Below are 17,107 nucleotides of genomic sequence, written 5' to 3'. Positions count from 1 at the left end.
GACCCGCAGTCGAAGTCGGTTTTTCAGGGGCGCGGGGAACTGCGCGAGATGCCCCCCGGGGCGCGGTCGGCAATGGGACGGACGTCTACAGGTAGAGACCCGCGTCCGCACCGCCGCGGGGGTCCGGGACCGACGTCGGTGAGATCCCGCGGCGCAACGCGTAGAGCTCCGCCAGCGTCGCCCCGTCCCGCCCCACCCCTTCCTCCGAGCCCAGCCACGCCACCGACTCCCGACGGGTCAGCGGGCCCACCTCGATCCGGGCGAGGCAGCGGCCGGGGCGGACCACGGCCGGGTGGAGACGCTCCAGGTCCTCGTTCGTGGTGACGCCCACCAGCACGTTCCTGCCCTGACCGAGCAGGCCGTCGGTCAGATTGAGCAGGCGCGAGAGCGCCTGACCCGCCGTGTGCTTCGCCTCGCCGCGGATCAGCTCGTCGCAGTCCTCCAGGAGCAGCAGCCGCCAGCGGCCCTTCGCCGTGCCGTCGTCCTCGCCGATCGCGATGTCCATCAGATAGCCGACGTCGGAGAACAGCCGCTCGGGGTCGAGGACGCAGTCGACCTGGCACCAGTCGCGCCAGGACCGGGCCAGCGTGCGCAGCGCGGACGTCTTGCCGGTGCCCGGCGGCCCGTGCAGGAGCAGCAGCCGGCCCGCGATGTCCTCGGGGCGGGTCTTCATGAGGCCGTCCATCGCCCCGGCCACCGGCTCCGTGTAGTTGGCCCGCACCTCCTCCCACGTACCGGCCGAGATCTGCCGCGTCGTGCGGTGCGGGCCGCGCCGCGGCGAGACGTACCAGAAGCCCATCGTCACGTTGTCCGGCTGCGGCTCGGGCTCGTCGGCGGCGCCGTCCGTGGCGAGCTTCAGCACCTTCTCGGCCAGCTCGGCCGTGGTCGCCGTCACCGTGACGTCGGCGCCCCTGTTCCACCGGGAGACCAGCAGCGTCCAGCCGTCGCCCTCGGCGAGCGTCGCGCTGCGGTCGTCGTCGCGCGCGGAGCGCAGCACCCGGGCGTCCGGCGGCAACAGCGTCGCCCCGGACCTGACCCGGTCGATGTTCACCGCGTGCGAGTGCGGCTGCTCGCCCGTGGCGAAGCGGCCGAGGAACAGCGCGTCGACGACATCGGCGGGCGAATCGCTGTCGTCGACCCCGAGCCGGACCGGCAGCGCGTCGAACGGGTTGGCAGACATGCCGCCATGATCCGCCACCAAAGGGCCGCCCGCACGGGATTTCCGCAGCGCGTCACACCGGTACCTCGGCACGACGTACGTATCGAACCTCGTTACGAGCCTGTGGCAACGGAGTATGTCCCTCCGCCAACTGCCCTGGTTACCCTTGTCCTTGATGGGACGTCATGGGTGGAATTCGGGGGCACGGCGGTGGCGGCTCACCGCACTGCTCGGCGTGGGGGTGGCCGCTCTGGCCCTGGTGCTGACGGTGATCAGCACCCTTCCTGACAACAAGGGCAGCACCGCGGGCACCACGCGCGACGGTGACAAGGTCCACGGCCAACCCGGCGAGCCCCCCGATCAGCAGGGGCCGTCGGTCGGGTGGGGGTTCACCCACACCCAGCACTCCGCCGACGAGGGGGCCGACGCCGCGGTCGAGCGCGCGGAGAAGCTGATCGGCGAGCGGCCGATGCCGCAGAACCAGGCGATCATGGGCTGGGGCGCGGACAACCCCGAGCCGGTGAAGGGGCGTTACGACTTCGACGCGCTGGACCGCCGCGTCGACTTCATCCGCGCGTCCGGCGGCACCCCGGTGATCACCCTGTGCTGCGCGCCGGACTGGATGAAGGGCGGCAAGGCGGGCGTCGACAACACGAACTGGAGCCAGCCCAACCTGGAGAAGGCCCCCGACCCCGAGCACTTCCAGGACTACGCGAACCTCGCCGCGACCGTCGCCAAGCGCTACCCGTACGTCCGCCACTTCATCGTCTGGAACGAGTTCAAGGGCTTCTGGAACGACGGCGAGGGCCGCTGGGACTACGAGGGCTACACGAAGCTGTACAACCTCGTCCACAAGGCGCTGAAGAAGGTCGACAAGGACATCATGGTCGGCGGCCCCTACCTGGTCATGGACAGCCTCGACCCGAAGCAGACCGACGGCGCGTCGGACGTGGTCAAGGGCGCCTGGGGCCGCATGGACCAGCGGATCGTCGACGCCTTCACGTACTGGAACGAGAACAAGGCGGGGGCCGACTTCGTCGTCGTCGACGGCTCCAGTTACACGAACGACGACGAGATGCTGCCCGACGAGTTCGCCGCCACCGACAAGTTCACCGCCGTCAGCAGGTGGATCGAGCGGCAGACCGGCGACCTGCCGCTGTGGTGGGCCGAGTACTACGTGGAGCCCGCCGACAGCAAGGACGAGCGGCAGGGCTGGAGCGAGCCGCACCGGGTCGCCGTACAGGCCGCCGGGATGATCGCGATGGCCAGGGGCGGCGCCACGTCCGGGTTCTACTGGAACCCCGAGGACGAGAAGGGCGCCTCGTGCGCCGGCTGCCTGTGGCGGCCCACGGACCGGGCGTCCGGCGGGACGCGGCTGCCGATGTACGACCTGGTGTCCCGGTTCAACGAGGAGTTCGGGCCGGGGACGACGTACGAGAGCGTGCCGGTCGCCAAGGACGACGTGCCGAACGTGCGGGTGCTCGCGGACGACAAGGCGGTGGTCGTCGTGAACACCCTGAACCGCGCCATCAGCGCCAAGGTGGACGGCAAGCGGTTCGAGATGCAGGGGTACGAGGTGAAGTGGCTGAAGCGGTAGCCCCGCCGGGGTGCGGCAGTCGCCCGCACCCCGCGGGAGCCTCAGTTCAGGCCCATCGTGATGAACCGCTGGATCAGCGACGCGACGACCACCGCGAGCAGCGGCAGCGAGAACCAGAACGTGGACTGCAGCCACCGGAGCTGACGCACGCTCGGCCGGACCGCGACCCGGACCACCTCGCGCGCCGTGAGCAGCAGGATCAGCGCGACCGCCGCGAGGGCGCCCACCACCGACCACGGAGTCCAGGTGATCTGCGGCCCGATCGGCCCCGGATCGGCCTTCTGCACCGCGCCGGCCGGTTCCTTGCGCAGCTGGTACATGGTGACGTCGTCGTTGACGTAGACCTTCTTCAGCTCGGTGCGCCGGTCCAGGTTCTCGAACAGGCGGGTCTCCCACGTCTTCGAGTAGCCGACGTCGAGCTGGAGGTACACGACCTGACTCTTGTTGATCATCAGGTACGAGTTCGGTCCCGCGTCCTTGAGCGCCTTGACGAGACCCCCGACGAGGACCGGGTCGACCGGCGCCAGCGTCGGCACGTACTGGACCTTCTCCATGTCACGGGTGCCCCACGGCATCGCGGGCGTGACGTTGTTGACGGTGTCGTTGCTCATCCACAGCAGCCGCACGGTCGGCTTGTCGTGGGCGTAGACGTAGTCCATCGCCGCGACCTCGCCGGGCCGGATCCGCTCGAACGGCTCGTTGCCCCAGCGGGCCACCAGGAAGCCGCCCATGAGGAGCAGCCCGGCCATGAGCGCGGCCAGCGGAGCCAGACTGATCCGGTCCTTGTCGCGTTCCTTCGATGTGGCGCCGGTGCGCGGGAACAGGGCGAGACCGGCCAGCAGCGCGGCGCCCGGCAGGGCGAACATGAAGACGCGCAGCGCCATCTCGCCGCCGTACGACTGCATGCCGAAGCCGAGGAACGGCACGAAGGTCAGGACGACCAGCGAGCGCTCGCGGTACTTCCAGTCGCGCCGGCGCCACCAGCCGTAGCAGGCGAACGCCATGACGCCACCCGCGAGCAGCACCCGCACGTACAGCACGAGCTTGTGGGTCGAACTGCCGTCCTGGATACGGCCGGAGACCGACGACGTGACGTTGCCGCCGACCCCGCCGACGCCGCCGAACAGGTCGTTGAAGTGGCCCGACCAGTACGGCTCGGCGAGGAAGCCGAGCCAGACCACGACGATCACCCCGAACAGCAGCGGCAGGCCGCGCAGTTCGGACCGGCCGACGAGGACCAGGACCGCGAGCACGCCCAGCATCACGAACGGCGTGAGCTGGTGCGCCGGGACCGTCGCCGCGAACAGGGCGATCAGCACGACGAGCAGCACCGCACGCTGGCGGCGGTCGGCCGGTTCGACCTCCGTCTCGCCCGGCCGCCGCTTAGCCCACAGCACGCGCGGCGCCCGGAACCACACCAGCAGGATCGCCACGAACACCAGATAGAGGAGGTACGTGAAGCCCTGCGGCGAGAAGTAGTCCTGGCCCACCCAACCGCTCAGGACGAAGATCCACAGACCGGTCCACTTGGCCCGCCAGCTCGCCCGCACCGACCGCAGCAGCAGGAACATCGGTGCCAGATAGAGGAGTTGGACGGCCATCGGCCACCAGCGGATGACCTCGGTGAGGTCGTCCACCCCGCACGCCTTGGCGAGGAACGCGGCCGCGGCGAAGAAGCCGGGCCAGCTCCAGCGGGCGTCGAGATCGGGCACCGCCGAGCCGGTGCGGTCGATGTAGTCCATGAAGCCCAGGTGCTGCCAGGCCGTCGCGAACCGCGGCTCCGCCTCGATGACCGCGGGCAGCGCGTGCAGGGACACGACCGTCGCCAGCAGGGTGAGCAGCAGCAGCCGCTTGTGCGGGCGTTCGAGCCAGAGCAGCGAGGCGAACACCCCGATGAGGAGCGCGCCGCCGAGCAGCGTCACCGGCGACAGGACCGAGATCAGGCCGAGCCCGCCCATGTCCTCCAGGTCCGCGTCGCTCATCCCGAGGACCGGGCCCCAGTACAGGCCGAGGGCCGCGACGAGGAGCAGCGCCAGGACGACGACCGACGGCGTCAGCCGGGCGCGCCGGGGCTCGGCCGGGCCGTCGGACGGCGGAGTGTGCTCCGGTTCCTCGGCGGCCGGGTCGGCGGCCGGGGGTTCGGTGCTCCACGGCGCGTCGACACCGCTCTCCGCGGGGTCCGCCGAGGAGTCGTCGGCGGTGGGGCGAAGGGGCGGCGGGGCCGTCGCGGAGGCCGCGGGGACGGACCGCTCCGGGGCGGCGGAACCGCCCTCCGTGTGGCGTCCGCTGGACGCCTGCGAGGCCGACGCCTCCGACTCGCCGGCCGGTGCCGGACGCTGCCCGGGCAGGGGCGACTTGAGGGCCCACGTCGGGCGGTGGTCGACGGGCGTGCCGCGCGGCGGGGTGACCGGGCCCGGCCGGACGTCCGGGCGCCGCTCCTGGTGGTCCAGGTTGAGCTGCACCGCGAGATGCAGCGTGTCCGAGTCCATCGCGTCGCGCAGCGCCCACTTCGGGTGCGACTCCTTGGTGCTCACGGCCGGCTTCGGCGTGCCCAGGTCGGCCAGGTCCCCGTCGGGAGCCGCGCCCTCGGCGGCGGCCGGGACCGGGGGAGCGGTGCGCACCACGCGCCACAGCTTCGGCGCCGCGATCAGCACGATCACGGCGAGCGAGGAGATCTCCGCGACCCCCGCCCCCGTCAGCCCCATCCGGGGCAGCAGGAGCAGCGTCAGACCGAGCACCAGCACGCACAACAGGCCCTGCAACCAGGCGAGTCCGGCCGTCCGGCTCTGCGCGCGCAGCACCGCGAAGTACGTCTCCATGACCACGCGCAGCGCCGCGCCCACCGCGAACCAGCGCAACAGCGGTGTCGCCGCCGCCGAGTAGTCCGCGCCGAAGACGTGCAGCACGTACGGGGCGAGGAGGAAGAGCAGCCCGCAGACCGGGATCATGATGCGGGCCATCCGGCGCAGCGCGGCCCGGGTGTTGGCGGCGAGCTGCGCCGGGTCGTGCGAGCCCTCCACGGTCAGCGAGGCACCCATGTTGATGGCCAGCAGGTTGACCGTGCCGCCGATGGTGGTGGTGATGTAGAAGTACGCGTTGTCGGCGGAGCTCACCTGGGAGGCGATGATCACCGGCACCAGGTACACGACGGCCAGCGAGAACAGCGAGCCCGTGTAGTCGCCCGCGAGGAAGCGGCCCATCTCCCGCAGCGTCGGCGGATCCGCCTTGCCGTCGGTCGCCTCGACGTGCCGGGGCACCAGCCGCCGGAACACGAGCCAGCCCAGCGGCACCACCGAGAACGCGATGGCGACGACCCAGGACACGAACACCCCGGTCGTCGCGAGCGCCGTCGCGAACGCGACCAGGAGCCCCAGCTTGACCAGCGAGAACACCGTGTTCCCGACCGGCACCCACAGCGCGCTGCGCAGCCCCGTCAGGACGCCGTCCTGGAGCGTGAGCAGCGACCAGGCGACGACGGCCGCGATGAACCCGAGTCCGTTGACCGGCCCGTGCAGGAATCTGTACGAGGGTCCCCACACGTCGAGCGTGAGCAGGAAGATCAGCGCGGCGAACGCGACGGCCGCCGAACTCCCCGCGTACGTACGGAAGATGAACCGTCCGGTGGCGCGTCCGGCGACCGGGATGAAGCGGGCCAGGGCGCCGGTCAGCGTCACGGCGGTGAGTCCCGCGAGGAACTTCATCGCCGCGATGGCCGCCGAGCCCTGCCCGACCGCGTCCGCGGTGTAGTAGTGCGCGGCGGCCAGCCAGAAGCCGACGCCGAGCACGCCGGAGATGCCGGTGTTCAGCATCAGCGCATAGGCGTTGCGGAACAGCTGGTTCCCGCCCCCCGACCCCATGCCGTCTGTCTTGCCCTTCCGGCCGCGGCCCATGCCGGGCAGCCTGAGTCTGCGGCCGGGCGGCGCCTGCGGACCGGCCGTGGTCGAAGCGGGTGCGGCCTGGGTGGTCGTCGTCGTGTCAGACACGGGTACGGGTTGCCTTCCGGCGGGCCTGTCGGGCTCTGCGGACCACGGCGTACCCCTTGGTCAGGGCACGGTCCCTGGCGTAGGTGCGGCCGATCGCGCGGCCCTCCACGAGCCGCTCGAACTCGGTCGCGTCGGTGGAGCGGCGCACGGTGACCCGCTGCAGCGCGTACGGGCCCTGCCGGCGCCGGGCGAGACCGTTGCCGACGGCGAGCGACTGGGCGAACCCGGCCGCGCGCACCGCCCGCCGCACCCGCCGGTCGGAGTGACCGTACGGGTACGCGAAGGAGACGGGCGTCGACCCGAGCTCCCCCGCCACGATCTCCCGGCACAGGCGCAGCTCGAACGCGAGGTCCTCGTCGTCGAGCTGGTCGAGCTGGGGGTGCGTGTGGCTGTGCCCGCCGATCTCCATGCCCTGCGCGGCGAGCGCCCGCACCTGGTCCCAGTCGAGCATCGTGTCGAGCCCGCGCCCGGTGTCGTAGGGACCGCGCAGCCACCCCGTCGAGACGAACAGGGCGGACGCGAAGCCGTGCTTGGCGAGCACGGGCAGGGCGTGCCGGTGCACGCCCTCGTAGCCGTCGTCGAACGTGATCAGGACGGGCCGGTCGGGCAGCACCCGGCCGCCGCCCCGCCAGATCCCGGCCAGCTCGGCCGTGGACAGGGGAGTGCAGCGGTGGTCCGCGAGGATCTCCATCTGCTCGGCGAACTGCTCGGGCGACACCGACAGCCGGCGCGTCGCCTCGCTCGGCTCGTGCGCCACCGCGTGGTACATCAGGATCGGTACGGGCGCCCCGTCGGACGTCCGGGTCCGCGCGCTCATGCCGCCGCCCCCGCTTCCCCCTCGCCGCTCCGGTCGATCTCCGCGACGCGGAACCCCGAGAACCCGGAGCCGCCGCGCCGCGCCCGGAGACTCCCGAGGACGTACCCGCCGGCCGCCGTCGCCACTCCGGCCACGATCGCCCCGGCCCGCCCCGCGCCGCCCGGCCTGCCGAGCACGAAGTCCCGCACGCCCCTGGCCACCCCGGCGGGCAGCACCCGGCTCGTGTAGGCCCGCTCGCTCTCCAGCCCCTTGCCGGCGCCCACGCTTCGGGCCACCAGGGCCTTCGACAGGCCTTCCGCGTACGTCCGGGTGCGGAAGTAGGCGAACTGCTCGCGCCCTGCCGGGACCCGGTGGTGGATCACCGAGCGGTCGTCGATCAGGAGCACCGCGTCCGGTCTTGCGCGGGACAGGCGGATGCACAGCTCCGTCTCCTCGCAGCCGAGCGGGCGCTTGTCGCCGTCCCGGCCGATCCCGGTGGCGAAGCCGCCCGCCGCGTCGAAGGCGGTGCGCCGGAACGACGCGTTGCCGCCCAGTACGTTGCGCACCTGCACCCGGCCGGGCGGCAGCCCCTTGTACGTGCATCCCACCACCCAGTCGAACTCCTCGGGGAACCAGACGGGCCGGCGCCCGGAGGCCCAGACGGGTTCGGTGCGCCCGCCGACCGCCATCACCTTCGGGTCGGCGTACCCGGCCACGAAGTGCCGCAGCCAGTCCCGCTCGGCGACGGCGTCGTCGTCCAGGAACGCGATGATCTCGGCGTCCGACGCGGCGATCCCGGTGTTCCGCCCCGCGGACAGGCCGCGCGGCCCCGCGTTGGCGAGGACCCGGACGCCGGCCGCCTCCTTGTACTCCTTGGCCAGCCGCTCCAGCAGCGCCGGGTTGTGGTCGACGACGAGCAGGGTCTCCACGGCCGGGTACGACTGGGCGCGCACGGAGTCGACGGCGGCGAGGATGTCGCTCCAGCGGTCCTCGGTGTACACGCAGATGACGACGGACGCCGTCATCCGCGCGCTCTGACGCTCCGTCAAGATCCGTCTCCCCGTGCCGCGTCGAGCCTGGCGGCGGCCGTCCTGGTGCGCATCGCCCGGCGGTTCGAGCGCTCCTTGAGGATGACCTTCAGGACCCGGATCCCGTCGCGCACGGCCCGCAGGTTGCTCGCGCCGTGGATGCGCAGGTACTCGTGGCTGGGGATCTCCTGGACCTTCAGACCCGCCTTGACGACCCGGATGTTCATCAGCGTCTCGACCTCGAAGCCGGTGCAGTCGAGGTCGATCTCGTCGAGGCAGTGCCGCCAGAACGCGTTGTAGCCGTAGCAGAGGTCGGTGTAGCGGGCGCCGAACTTGGCGTTCACGGCCGAGCACAGCGCCCAGTTGCCGAGCTTGCGGATCGGTGTCATGTCGTCCGTGCCGCCGCCGTTGGCGAACCGGGAGCCCTTGGCGAAGTCGGCGCCGGAGACGAGCGCCGACACATAGCTGACGATCTCCTGGCCGTCGGCGGAGCCGTCCGCGTCGACCATCACGATGATGTCGCCCGAGCACGCCTCGAAGCCGGTGATCAGGGCATCCCCCTTGCCCTTGCCGCGCTGCGGCACGACCACGACTTCCGGCCACAGTTCGCGGGCCACTGTCACGGTGTCGTCCGTCGAATTCCCGTCGACCAGAACCACTTCGTGGATCCATTCCGGCAGGGTCTTGAAGACGTACGGGAGATTCTCCGCCTCGTTCATGGCGGGAATGACCACGCTCACCCGTGGCGCAATGGCCAGGTGCGTGGAGATCGCCCGGTACTGGGCGGGTATTCGGGCCGGTGCGGTCCCCTCGTCGGGGATCGCCGGGCGCACAACGGAACTGCTCATGAGTCTGGTCCCTCTCGTCCGGTGGACCGCCCGCCCCCGGGCGGTCCGGCTGGATATCCGGTTCGAAAGGGGGGTTCTCACCTATGGCCAGGCCGGAACGGATCTCCGTACGGGCCGGGTGAGCTGGCAATACACACCGGTTGGTTGGACCGGCCGCGCGGCACGCGACTCGGCGACCCATGACAGGAAAGATCGAGGCTCACCGAGCACGGCACCCCCCTACCGCGCCCCGCGCCGGACCGTCGCGATCTTGAGCCCTCCCCTAGATCGCATTGCGTGATGGACCGATGCGGGTGGATGTACGACGGTATTGATGATTGTGACTGTATGGCAAGACCTGGAACGAGGCCTCACGTTTTTGTTGTTCTGTCCTTTACCTGAACTCCTGTCCCTCTAGCGGACTTTGTTCCTCCATTTTCGGACCGCCAGTCGGGCCAGGAATGCGAGGGCGCTGAGGGCGCCCACCGCGATGATTCCGCCGTCCACCGACCAGCGGTGCGTGGCGAGCATGCCCTGGGCGACCAGCATCACCACGGCGACCGCGCCGGCGGCCGAGGTGAGGGTGCGGGCCCATGGGTCGAGGCCGCGCAGGGCGGCCGCGAAGGCGGCGCCGGGCGCGGCGAGCAGGAAGAAGAGTGCGAGTGGTCCGCGCAGGGGTGACGACGTGTGCGAGAGCGCCAGGACGAGGCCCGCGCCCGCCGCGACGGCGCCTGCCCCCGCGAGCAGGTACGGCGCGTCTCTGCCCGGTGGCGAAGAGTCCGCCGGGCCGTCCCCTGAGCCGCCGGATGACGACGGCTTGATACCGATGGTCTGCATTGGCGACGTTTCCCCCCGAAGCGCCGGATGCCGGGCTTCAATGTCGCGCAGCGGTGGGGGGTGCGTCAAGATGCGGAGGGTATGCGAAGAGTTCCCCGGATGCGTCGGATGCACCCGGGGAACTCCGTTGACCGCTATGCGAGTTGACGGTCAGTCACCATCTGTTTCACCCGCATCGCCCGTATCGTTCGTGCTGTCGGTGACGGCCTCGGCTACGGGACGAGCTTCAGGAGCTTGTTCGGCGAGCCGCTGCCGGGGCTGGTGACGACGCCGGAGGTGGCCCCGTTCACCAGGGCCGTGGCGACCTGGGCGGGCGTGGCGGAGGTGTGGCCCGCCAGATAGACGGCGGCCGCGCCCGCGACGTGCGGGGTGGCCATCGACGTGCCCGAGATCGTGTTGGTCGCGGAGTCGCTGGTGTTCCAGCCCGCGGTGATCGAGACGCCCGGGGCGAACAGGTCCAGTACGGAGCCGTAGTTGGACCAGCTGGCCTTCGCGTCGGTGTTGCTCGTGGCGCCGACGGTGATGGCCTGGGTGACCCGGGCGGGCGACGAGGTGGACGCGTTCGCACCGGAGTTGCCGGCCGCGATCGCGTACGTGACGCCGCTGGAGATGGAGTTGCGCACGGCGGTGTCGAGCGCGGTGCTCGTGCCGCCGCCGAGCGACAGGTTCGCCACGGACGGGCCGCTGTGGTTGTTCGTGACCCAGTCGATGCCCGCGATGACGCCCGCGGTCGTGCCCGATCCGCTGTCGTCGAGCACGCGCACCGCCACGATCTTCGCCTTCTTGGCGACGCCGTAGGTGGTGCCCGCGATGGTGGTGGCCACGTGGGTGCCGTGGCCGTTGCCGTCCTGTGCGACGGAGTCCCCGTCGACCGCGTCGTAGCCGTTCGAGGCGCGGCCGCTGAGCTGGGAGTGCGTGATCCGTACGCCGGTGTCGATGACGTAGGCCGTCACTCCGCTGCCGGCGGTGTCCGGGTAGGTGTACGTGCCGGAGAGCGGCAGGGCGCTCTGGTCGATCCGGTCCAGGCCCCACGGGGCGCTGGTCTGGGTGGCGTCCACGTGCACGCGCTGGTTCTGTTCGACGGACGCCACGGCCGGGTCGGCCGCGAGTCTGCCGGCCTCGGTGGCCGAAAGCCCTCGCACGGCATAGCCGTTGAGGGCGGTGCGGAACGTCTTCTGCACCGTGCCGCCGTAGGCGGATATCAGGCCCTTGCCGTCGGCGGAGGCGGCCGTGAGGCCCGCCGTGCTCTGCGCGGGCTTCTTGAGCGTGACGATGTAGCTGCCCCGCACCGCCTCGGCGGAGCCGGCCGCCAGGACCTTGCCCTCGGCCGGGGTGGCGGCCTGGGCGGGCAGGGCGGTGAGGGAGCCGAGCAGGCCGACGGCCGCCGCGGTGGAAGCGGCCGCGGTCACCAGTGCTTTGGAGAGTGCCATTACGAGGGAGTCCTCCTCATAGGCGGCGCGCGCCCCGAACGGGGCGCGCGTCAGTGGGGGGTGTGCGCTGGGTGGCGCACACGGACCGTTGGAGTGAGGTCTTCCGCTCCCCGGCCCGTTCAGCAGACTCCGGTATCTACGGGCGTAGCTCAAGCGAACTGAGGGTATGTCACAAGCCTGACATGCACCTGCAATTGAACGTTGAGCGAATGTCAGGTCTTGGTACTTCCGGGTAACTCTGTGGCGTGCTACCACATATGTTGCAGAGATCCTGCTAAGGGAGGTTCCATGAGACGTTTCCGACTTGCGGCATACGTGACCTCGTTCCTCTTCGCGGCGACGGCCGCCCTCACCGGGGCGACCGCCGCTCAGGCCTCGGACAGCTCGGCGGCCGCCGCCACCGGGTACGTCGCCCTCGGCGACTCCTACTCCTCAGGAGTCGGAGCCGGCAGCTACGACAGTGGCAGCGGCGACTGCAAGCGCTCCACCAAGGCGTATCCGGCGCTGTGGGCCGCGGCCCACTCGCCCTCCAGCTTCAGCTTCGCCGCGTGCTCGGGCGCCCGCACGGGCGATGTGCTCGCAGGCCAGCTCGGGTCCCTCGGCTCGGGCACCGGCCTCGTCTCCATCAGCATCGGAGGCAACGACGCGGGCTTCGCCGACGTCATGACGACCTGCGTCCTCTACTCCGAGTCCACCTGCGTCAACCGCGTCAACGAAGCCCGGGCGTACGTCACTTCGACGCTCCCCGGCAAGCTCGACCAGGTGTACTCGGCGATCAGTTCGAGGGCCCCGTCCGCCCATGTGGTGGTCCTCGGCTACCCCCGCTTCTACAAGCTCGGCGGCTCCTGCCTCGCAGGGCTGTCCGAGACCGAGCGGTCCGCCATCAACGGCGCCGCCGACCTGCTCAACGCCACCACCGCCAAGCGCGTCGCCGCGCACGGCTTCACCTTCGGCGACGTGACGTCCACGTTCAGCGGCCACGAGATCTGCTCGGGCTCCGCCTGGCTCCACAGCGTCAACTGGACCAACATCGGCGAGTCGTACCACCCGACCGCCGCCGGACAGTCGGGCGGCTACCTGCCCGTCCTCACGTCCGCAGCCTGATCGGCGCACCGGCACACGCAACGCTCTAGTACGTGGGTGAACCGGTGGTGGCCCCGGTGGTCGGGGTCACCACTTCACAGGTCACCGCGTACGCCACGTAGTTGGACGTCGTCGCTTCCGGGGAGCGCACCTCCACCGCGATCTGGTTCCGCAGCGTGGCACCTTCCTGGTACTTCGTCTCCGTCGTGTTGACCGTACGGCTCTTCGCGTCGCCCGAGCCGAAGCTCAGCGTCTTCCAGCCGGGGTCCGACGGCTCCCCGCTCCGCGTCACCCACCGGTACTCCACCTCGGCGGGCGTGCGCCCCACCGTGAACGTCGCGGCGAACGCCGGGGCCTCGGCGGCCGGCGGCGGACACGCGCCCGAGTAGCTGCCACGCACCGCGGAGACGCTCACCCGCACGGACTGGGCCGGGGTCGTGGTGTGCCCGCCATTGCCGCCGCTGCCTCCACTGCCACTGGAACTGCCGTTCCCGTTCCCGCTGTTGCCGCTGCTCCCGCTCCCGTCTCCGTTTCCGCTGCTCGTGGAGCCGGAGGAGCCGTTGCCGGCCGAACCGCCGTTGCCCGAACCGCCGTCGGAGCCGCCGGTCGACCCGCCGCCGTTCCCCCCGCCGCCCCCGTCGTCGCGGTTCAGCAGCGCGTACGTGAGACCGCCGATGGCCAGCAGCAGCGCCACGATCCCCGCCATCAGGACCAGCGAGGCACGGCGCGCGCGACGGTGGCCCGTGTCCGCGGGAACCGTCGTCGCCGTCGTGGCGGCCCCCGGGGCGGGCGAACCGGCCGGTACGGGGCCGGGCAACGGCGGAGTGGACGACGCCTGCTGCTGCCGCGAGGTCACCGTCGGCTGCGACGCCAGCGGAGTGGAGCGCGCCGGGTCGTCGCGCAGCACGCCGCCCGCACCGACGATCCGCAGATCGTGCTCGGCCGCCGCGGCACCGATGCGGTCCGCCGGATCCTTGCGGAGCAGGCCCTCGATGACCGGCGTCAGCGGACCCGCCCGGCGCGGCGGCGGCAACTCCTCGTCGACGACCGCCCGCAAGGTGCTGAGCGGGGTGTCCTGGCGGAACGGAGAATGCCCCTCCACCGCCGCGTAGAGCAGCACGCCGAGCGACCACAGATCGGACTCGGGACCCGGGGTGCGCCCCAACGCCCGCTCCGGGGCCAGGAATTCGGGCGAGCCGATGACCTCGCCCGTCATGGTGAGCGCCGAGGTCCCCTCGACCATCGCGATCCCGAAGTCGGTGAGCACGACCCGGCCGTCGTTCCCCAGCAGCACGTTGCCCGGCTTGACGTCCCGGTGCAGCACCCCCGCCTCGTGCGCCGCCCGCAACGCGGCCAGCAGTTCGGCGCCGATGTGCGCGGCCCGCTGCGGCGGCATCGGGCCCTCGGCGTCGAGCTGGTCCGCCAGGGACACGCCGCGCACCAGCTCCATGACGACCCACGGCCGTCCGCCGTCGATGGCCACGTCGTACAGCGTGATCACGTTCCGGTGCGCGATCCGTGCCGCGGCCCACGCCTCGCGCTCCAGCCGCGCGTACATCCGGTCGACCTCCGCCGACGGCAGCCCGGCCGGGGCCCGCACCTCCTTCACGGCGGCCTCGCGGCCGAGCACCTCGTCGCGGGCCCGCCACACGGTGCCCATGCCGCCCTCGCCGATCGCGTCGAGCAGCCGGTACCGGCCGGCGACGAGCCGCCCGCTCCCACGCTCGCTTCCACTGCCCGGCCCTGCGCTCACGGGCGCCCCCCACTCGCCAAGACAAGTCTGAACAAAAGTAGCTCAACCGAGCGCCGTTGCCGCCCCCTTGAACACCAATCCGCACCCCAGGGCGACCACGACGCAGGCCGAACCGAACGGCACCAGGCGTTGCGCCGCGCGCCGCGTGCGGGTGCGGGCCCCGGCGATCCGGCGGGCCGCGAACGCTCCCGCCCGGACGACGACGAAGCCGGCCGCGGTGAGGGTGACGGCGAGTCCCGCGCCGTACGCGATCACCAGCAGCACGCCGAACCAGGCCTGGCCGAGCGCGGCGGCGCCGACCAGGACGACGACGGCGGACGGGCTCGGGACGAGGCCGCCGGCGAAGCCGAGGAAGAGGGCTCCGCGGACGGTGGGGGGAGGGTGGTCGTGGGAGTGGCCGTGGCCGTGACCGTGGCTGTGACCGTGACCGTGGCTGTGACCGTGCGGGTGGTCGTGGTCGTGGTCGTGGTCGTGGGTGTGGGTGTGGCCGTGGTGGCGGGCTCGCCAGGCCTTGCGGACGAGCATCACGCCCGCCGCCGTCACCAGGGCGCCGCTGGCCACGCCGAGCCAGGCCACGATCGAAGGTGCCGCCGCGGAGCCGCCGATGACCAGGGCGCCGAGCGCGACCACGCCGAGCGTGTGGGTCACCGTGACCGACGCCGCGAGCGGCAGTACGTCACGGAGCCTGGCCCGGCCGCGGGCCGCGGCGGTCGCCGCCATCAGGGTCTTGCCGTGGCCGGGTGCCAGCGCGTGCAGCGCGCCCAGCAGGAGGGCCGTGGCCAGGGCGAGCGCGGCGAAGCCCGGGGTGAGGTCGTGCCGGGCCACGAGGCCGGTCAGCGCGCTGGTCCAGCGGTCGGCGCCGCGGGGCAGCACGGAGGCGGCGGGCGGCTCCGGCCGCTTCTCCTCGGTCAGGGCCGGGCCGCCGGGCCTGACCTTGAGCGCGGCGGTCGTCGTGTCGGGTGGCGAGGCGAGGAGGTGGCGGGGGTAGTGGGTGAGGCGGGCGGAGGCGGAGGTGCGGGGGACGTCGCTGCGGGTGAGCGTGGTGCGGTCGCCCCGGGCGGTGATCTCGTGCCACCCCGGGCCCGGTCGGGCGGGGGCGTGGAAGGTGACGGTGGCCGGGTGCGTGGTCCGGGGGAGCGGGGCCGTGAACTCGCACTCGACCCGGAGGGTGTTGAGGCCCGCCTGACCGGGGCGGGGGGTGGCGTGGCTCTTGGTGAGGGTGACGGGGGTGGGGGTGCGGTCGACGGTGAGGCGGGTGGTGTGGGCTGCGCGGCGGCACCGGTCCTCGGCCCAGGTCGCCCTTCCCGTGCGCTTGATGGCCGGTTCGGCCTGGGTGGCCGGGATCTCGGCCAGGTCTTCCACGTGGTCGACGCGGAGCCGGGTCGGGGTGGTGACCAGGCCGTCGTAGGTGTTGGTGGTGAAGTTGCCCAGGGGGTGGGCGGCGGCCCTGCCCGTGGGGGTGAGGAGCAGTGCTGTCGCGGCGAGGAGGACGAGGACGGCCCATCGCAGGTGGCGCCTCCGGCGGGGTGCGCCGGTGAGGTGCCGCCGGCCGGCCACCCGTGGCCGACGCCTCCCGAATCGTTGCGCGGCACCGGGGTCCGCCAGGCCCACCCGGCCGCCCCGGGCGGCAGATTGTCCGAGGCGGGCGGGGCCGGGAGTGCGGTATGCGGGTGTGGTCATGGCGTGGTCCCGAGGAGGGCGCGGGCCCGGGGGGCCGACAGCGGGGAGAACGCCGGGTTCGTGGCGAGGGCCTTGCGGAGCCACTTCGTGCGTTCCGTGCCGCGGGCGATCACCCCGCGGTGGTAGAAGAACGACGCCTCGCGGAAGCCCGTGGCGGTGGCCCGGCGGGCGTAGGGGAGGGCCTCGGTGTCCTTGCCGTTCCGGTGGAGCGCCCAGGCGAGCGCGTCCGCCGTGTGGACGGTGCGGCGGCGGTCCCACTCGGCGCGCGCGGCCCGCAGGGCCGCCTTCCGGTCGCCGTGGTCCGCGGCGGCGAGCGCCGTGTCGAGGTCGACGTCGACGCCGTTCGCGCGGGCCAGGCCGATCCAGGCCGAGACCAGGGCGTACTGGTCCCGGGCCGCCGCCGAGTCCCCCTGCGCCTCGTACAGTTCGCCCAGTTCCATCAGGGGTCCCGGCAGCGGATACCGCGCCACCACGTTCCGCAGGTCCCGGACCGCCCCCGCCCGGTCGCCCTTCCCCGCCCTGGCGCGGGCCCGGCACTCCAGGGCCGGGACGTATCCGGCGTCGGCGCGCAGGGCCCGGCCGCAGTGCCCCAGGGCTGCGCCGAAGTCGCCCTGCCGCCAGGCGAGTTGACCCAGGGCGGTGGACACGTACGCGACGTCGCCGGGGGCTGTGGCGCTGGACAGGGCACGGGTGAGGGCGTTGCGGGCGGTCGGGACGTCGCCGCGGAGTTCGGCTACGTACGAGAAACGGGTGAAGACCGGGATGCCGGGGCGGCGGCGGTCCGCCTCGTCCACGGCGCGTGCCGCCTCGGCGTAGCGGCCGAGTTCGACGAGGGCGTCGACGCGGGTGGACAGGGCGCGCTCGCTGTCCTGGGCGACGCTCGGCACGGCCTACGTGGAGCAGGCCCGCACGACGGGCGACCCCTCGCGCTACG

At 72.3% G+C, this 17,107-nt stretch carries 11 protein-coding genes and 1 pseudogene; 2 read left to right on the top strand and 10 right to left on the bottom strand.

Annotated features, from left to right (window positions below; translation table 11 throughout):
• Positions 1–85 precede the first annotated feature (85 nt).
• On the bottom strand, positions 86–1,180 hold the full coding sequence (locus RBJ77_RS20980; RefSeq protein WP_372346453.1) for a DUF5925 domain-containing protein: 1,095 nt from the start codon (positions 1,178–1,180) through the stop codon (positions 86–88).
• 154 nt (positions 1,181–1,334) lie between these two features.
• On the opposite strand from RBJ77_RS20980, the gene RBJ77_RS20975 reads away from it, so the two are divergent.
• The gene (locus RBJ77_RS20975) at positions 1,335–2,756 is read left to right on the top strand and encodes a xylan 1,4-beta-xylosidase (RefSeq protein WP_372346452.1); all 1,422 of its coding nucleotides are present in this window, start codon (positions 1,335–1,337) and stop codon (positions 2,754–2,756) included.
• A gap of 41 nt (positions 2,757–2,797) precedes the next feature.
• Here RBJ77_RS20975 and RBJ77_RS20970 read toward each other — a convergent pair whose 3' ends face one another.
• The 6 genes from RBJ77_RS20970 to RBJ77_RS20945 all read right to left on the bottom strand — a co-directional run bounded on the left by RBJ77_RS20970 (position 2,798) and on the right by RBJ77_RS20945 (position 11,657).
• Positions 2,798–6,739 (bottom strand): lipopolysaccharide biosynthesis protein, encoded by a 3,942-nt coding sequence (locus RBJ77_RS20970; RefSeq protein ID WP_372346451.1) that lies wholly within the window; start codon positions 6,737–6,739, stop codon positions 2,798–2,800.
• Positions 6,732–7,556 carry a polysaccharide deacetylase family protein gene (locus RBJ77_RS20965; RefSeq protein WP_372346450.1) on the bottom strand — a complete coding sequence of 275 codons (825 nt, stop codon included), beginning with the start codon at positions 7,554–7,556 and terminating at the stop codon, positions 6,732–6,734. Before RBJ77_RS20965 ends, RBJ77_RS20970 begins: the two co-directional genes overlap by 8 nt.
• Positions 7,553–8,560: a glycosyltransferase family 2 protein gene (locus RBJ77_RS20960; protein WP_372346455.1), complete on the bottom strand. Its 1,008-nt coding sequence runs from the start codon at positions 8,558–8,560 to the stop codon at positions 7,553–7,555. The genes RBJ77_RS20965 and RBJ77_RS20960 overlap by 4 nt, the downstream gene beginning before the upstream one ends.
• A 20-nt stretch (positions 8,561–8,580) precedes the next feature.
• Positions 8,581–9,411: a glycosyltransferase family 2 protein gene (locus RBJ77_RS20955; RefSeq protein ID WP_372346449.1), complete on the bottom strand. Its 831-nt coding sequence runs from the start codon at positions 9,409–9,411 to the stop codon at positions 8,581–8,583.
• A gap of 393 nt (positions 9,412–9,804) precedes the next feature.
• On the bottom strand, positions 9,805–10,227 hold the full coding sequence (locus tag RBJ77_RS20950) for a hypothetical protein (protein WP_372346448.1): 423 nt from the start codon (positions 10,225–10,227) through the stop codon (positions 9,805–9,807).
• Positions 10,228–10,439: 212 nt separating this feature from the next.
• Positions 10,440–11,657 (bottom strand): S8 family peptidase, encoded by a 1,218-nt coding sequence (locus tag RBJ77_RS20945; RefSeq protein ID WP_372346447.1) that lies wholly within the window; start codon positions 11,655–11,657, stop codon positions 10,440–10,442.
• Between the two features lie 288 nt (positions 11,658–11,945).
• Here RBJ77_RS20945 and RBJ77_RS20940 point away from each other — a divergent pair, with 288 nt between their 5' ends.
• Positions 11,946–12,761, top strand: coding sequence for an SGNH/GDSL hydrolase family protein (locus RBJ77_RS20940; protein ID WP_372346446.1), 816 nt, complete (start codon positions 11,946–11,948; stop codon positions 12,759–12,761).
• Between the two features lie 25 nt (positions 12,762–12,786).
• Here RBJ77_RS20940 and RBJ77_RS20935 read toward each other — a convergent pair whose 3' ends face one another.
• From RBJ77_RS20935 to RBJ77_RS20925, 3 genes and pseudogenes are all read right to left on the bottom strand, one after another.
• Positions 12,787–14,400, bottom strand: coding sequence for a serine/threonine-protein kinase (locus RBJ77_RS20935; RefSeq protein ID WP_372346454.1), 1,614 nt, complete (start codon positions 14,398–14,400; stop codon positions 12,787–12,789).
• Positions 14,401–14,535: 135 nt separating this feature from the next.
• Positions 14,536–16,173, bottom strand: a complete 1,638-nt coding sequence (locus RBJ77_RS20930) for a nickel transporter (protein ID WP_372346445.1) — start codon at positions 16,171–16,173, stop codon at positions 14,536–14,538.
• A pseudogene (locus RBJ77_RS20925) lies at positions 16,170–17,039 on the bottom strand (tetratricopeptide repeat protein); the annotation flags it as partial. The pseudogene RBJ77_RS20925 and the gene RBJ77_RS20930, both read right to left, overlap by 4 nt.
• Between the last annotated feature and the right edge of the window lie 68 nt (positions 17,040–17,107).

It is taken from the genome of Streptomyces sp. KL116D (genome assembly GCF_030766975.1).
Taxonomy (GTDB): domain Bacteria; phylum Actinomycetota; class Actinomycetes; order Streptomycetales; family Streptomycetaceae; genus Streptomyces; species Streptomyces longispororuber_A.
This window is presented reverse-complemented; position numbering and strand designations above follow the sequence as displayed.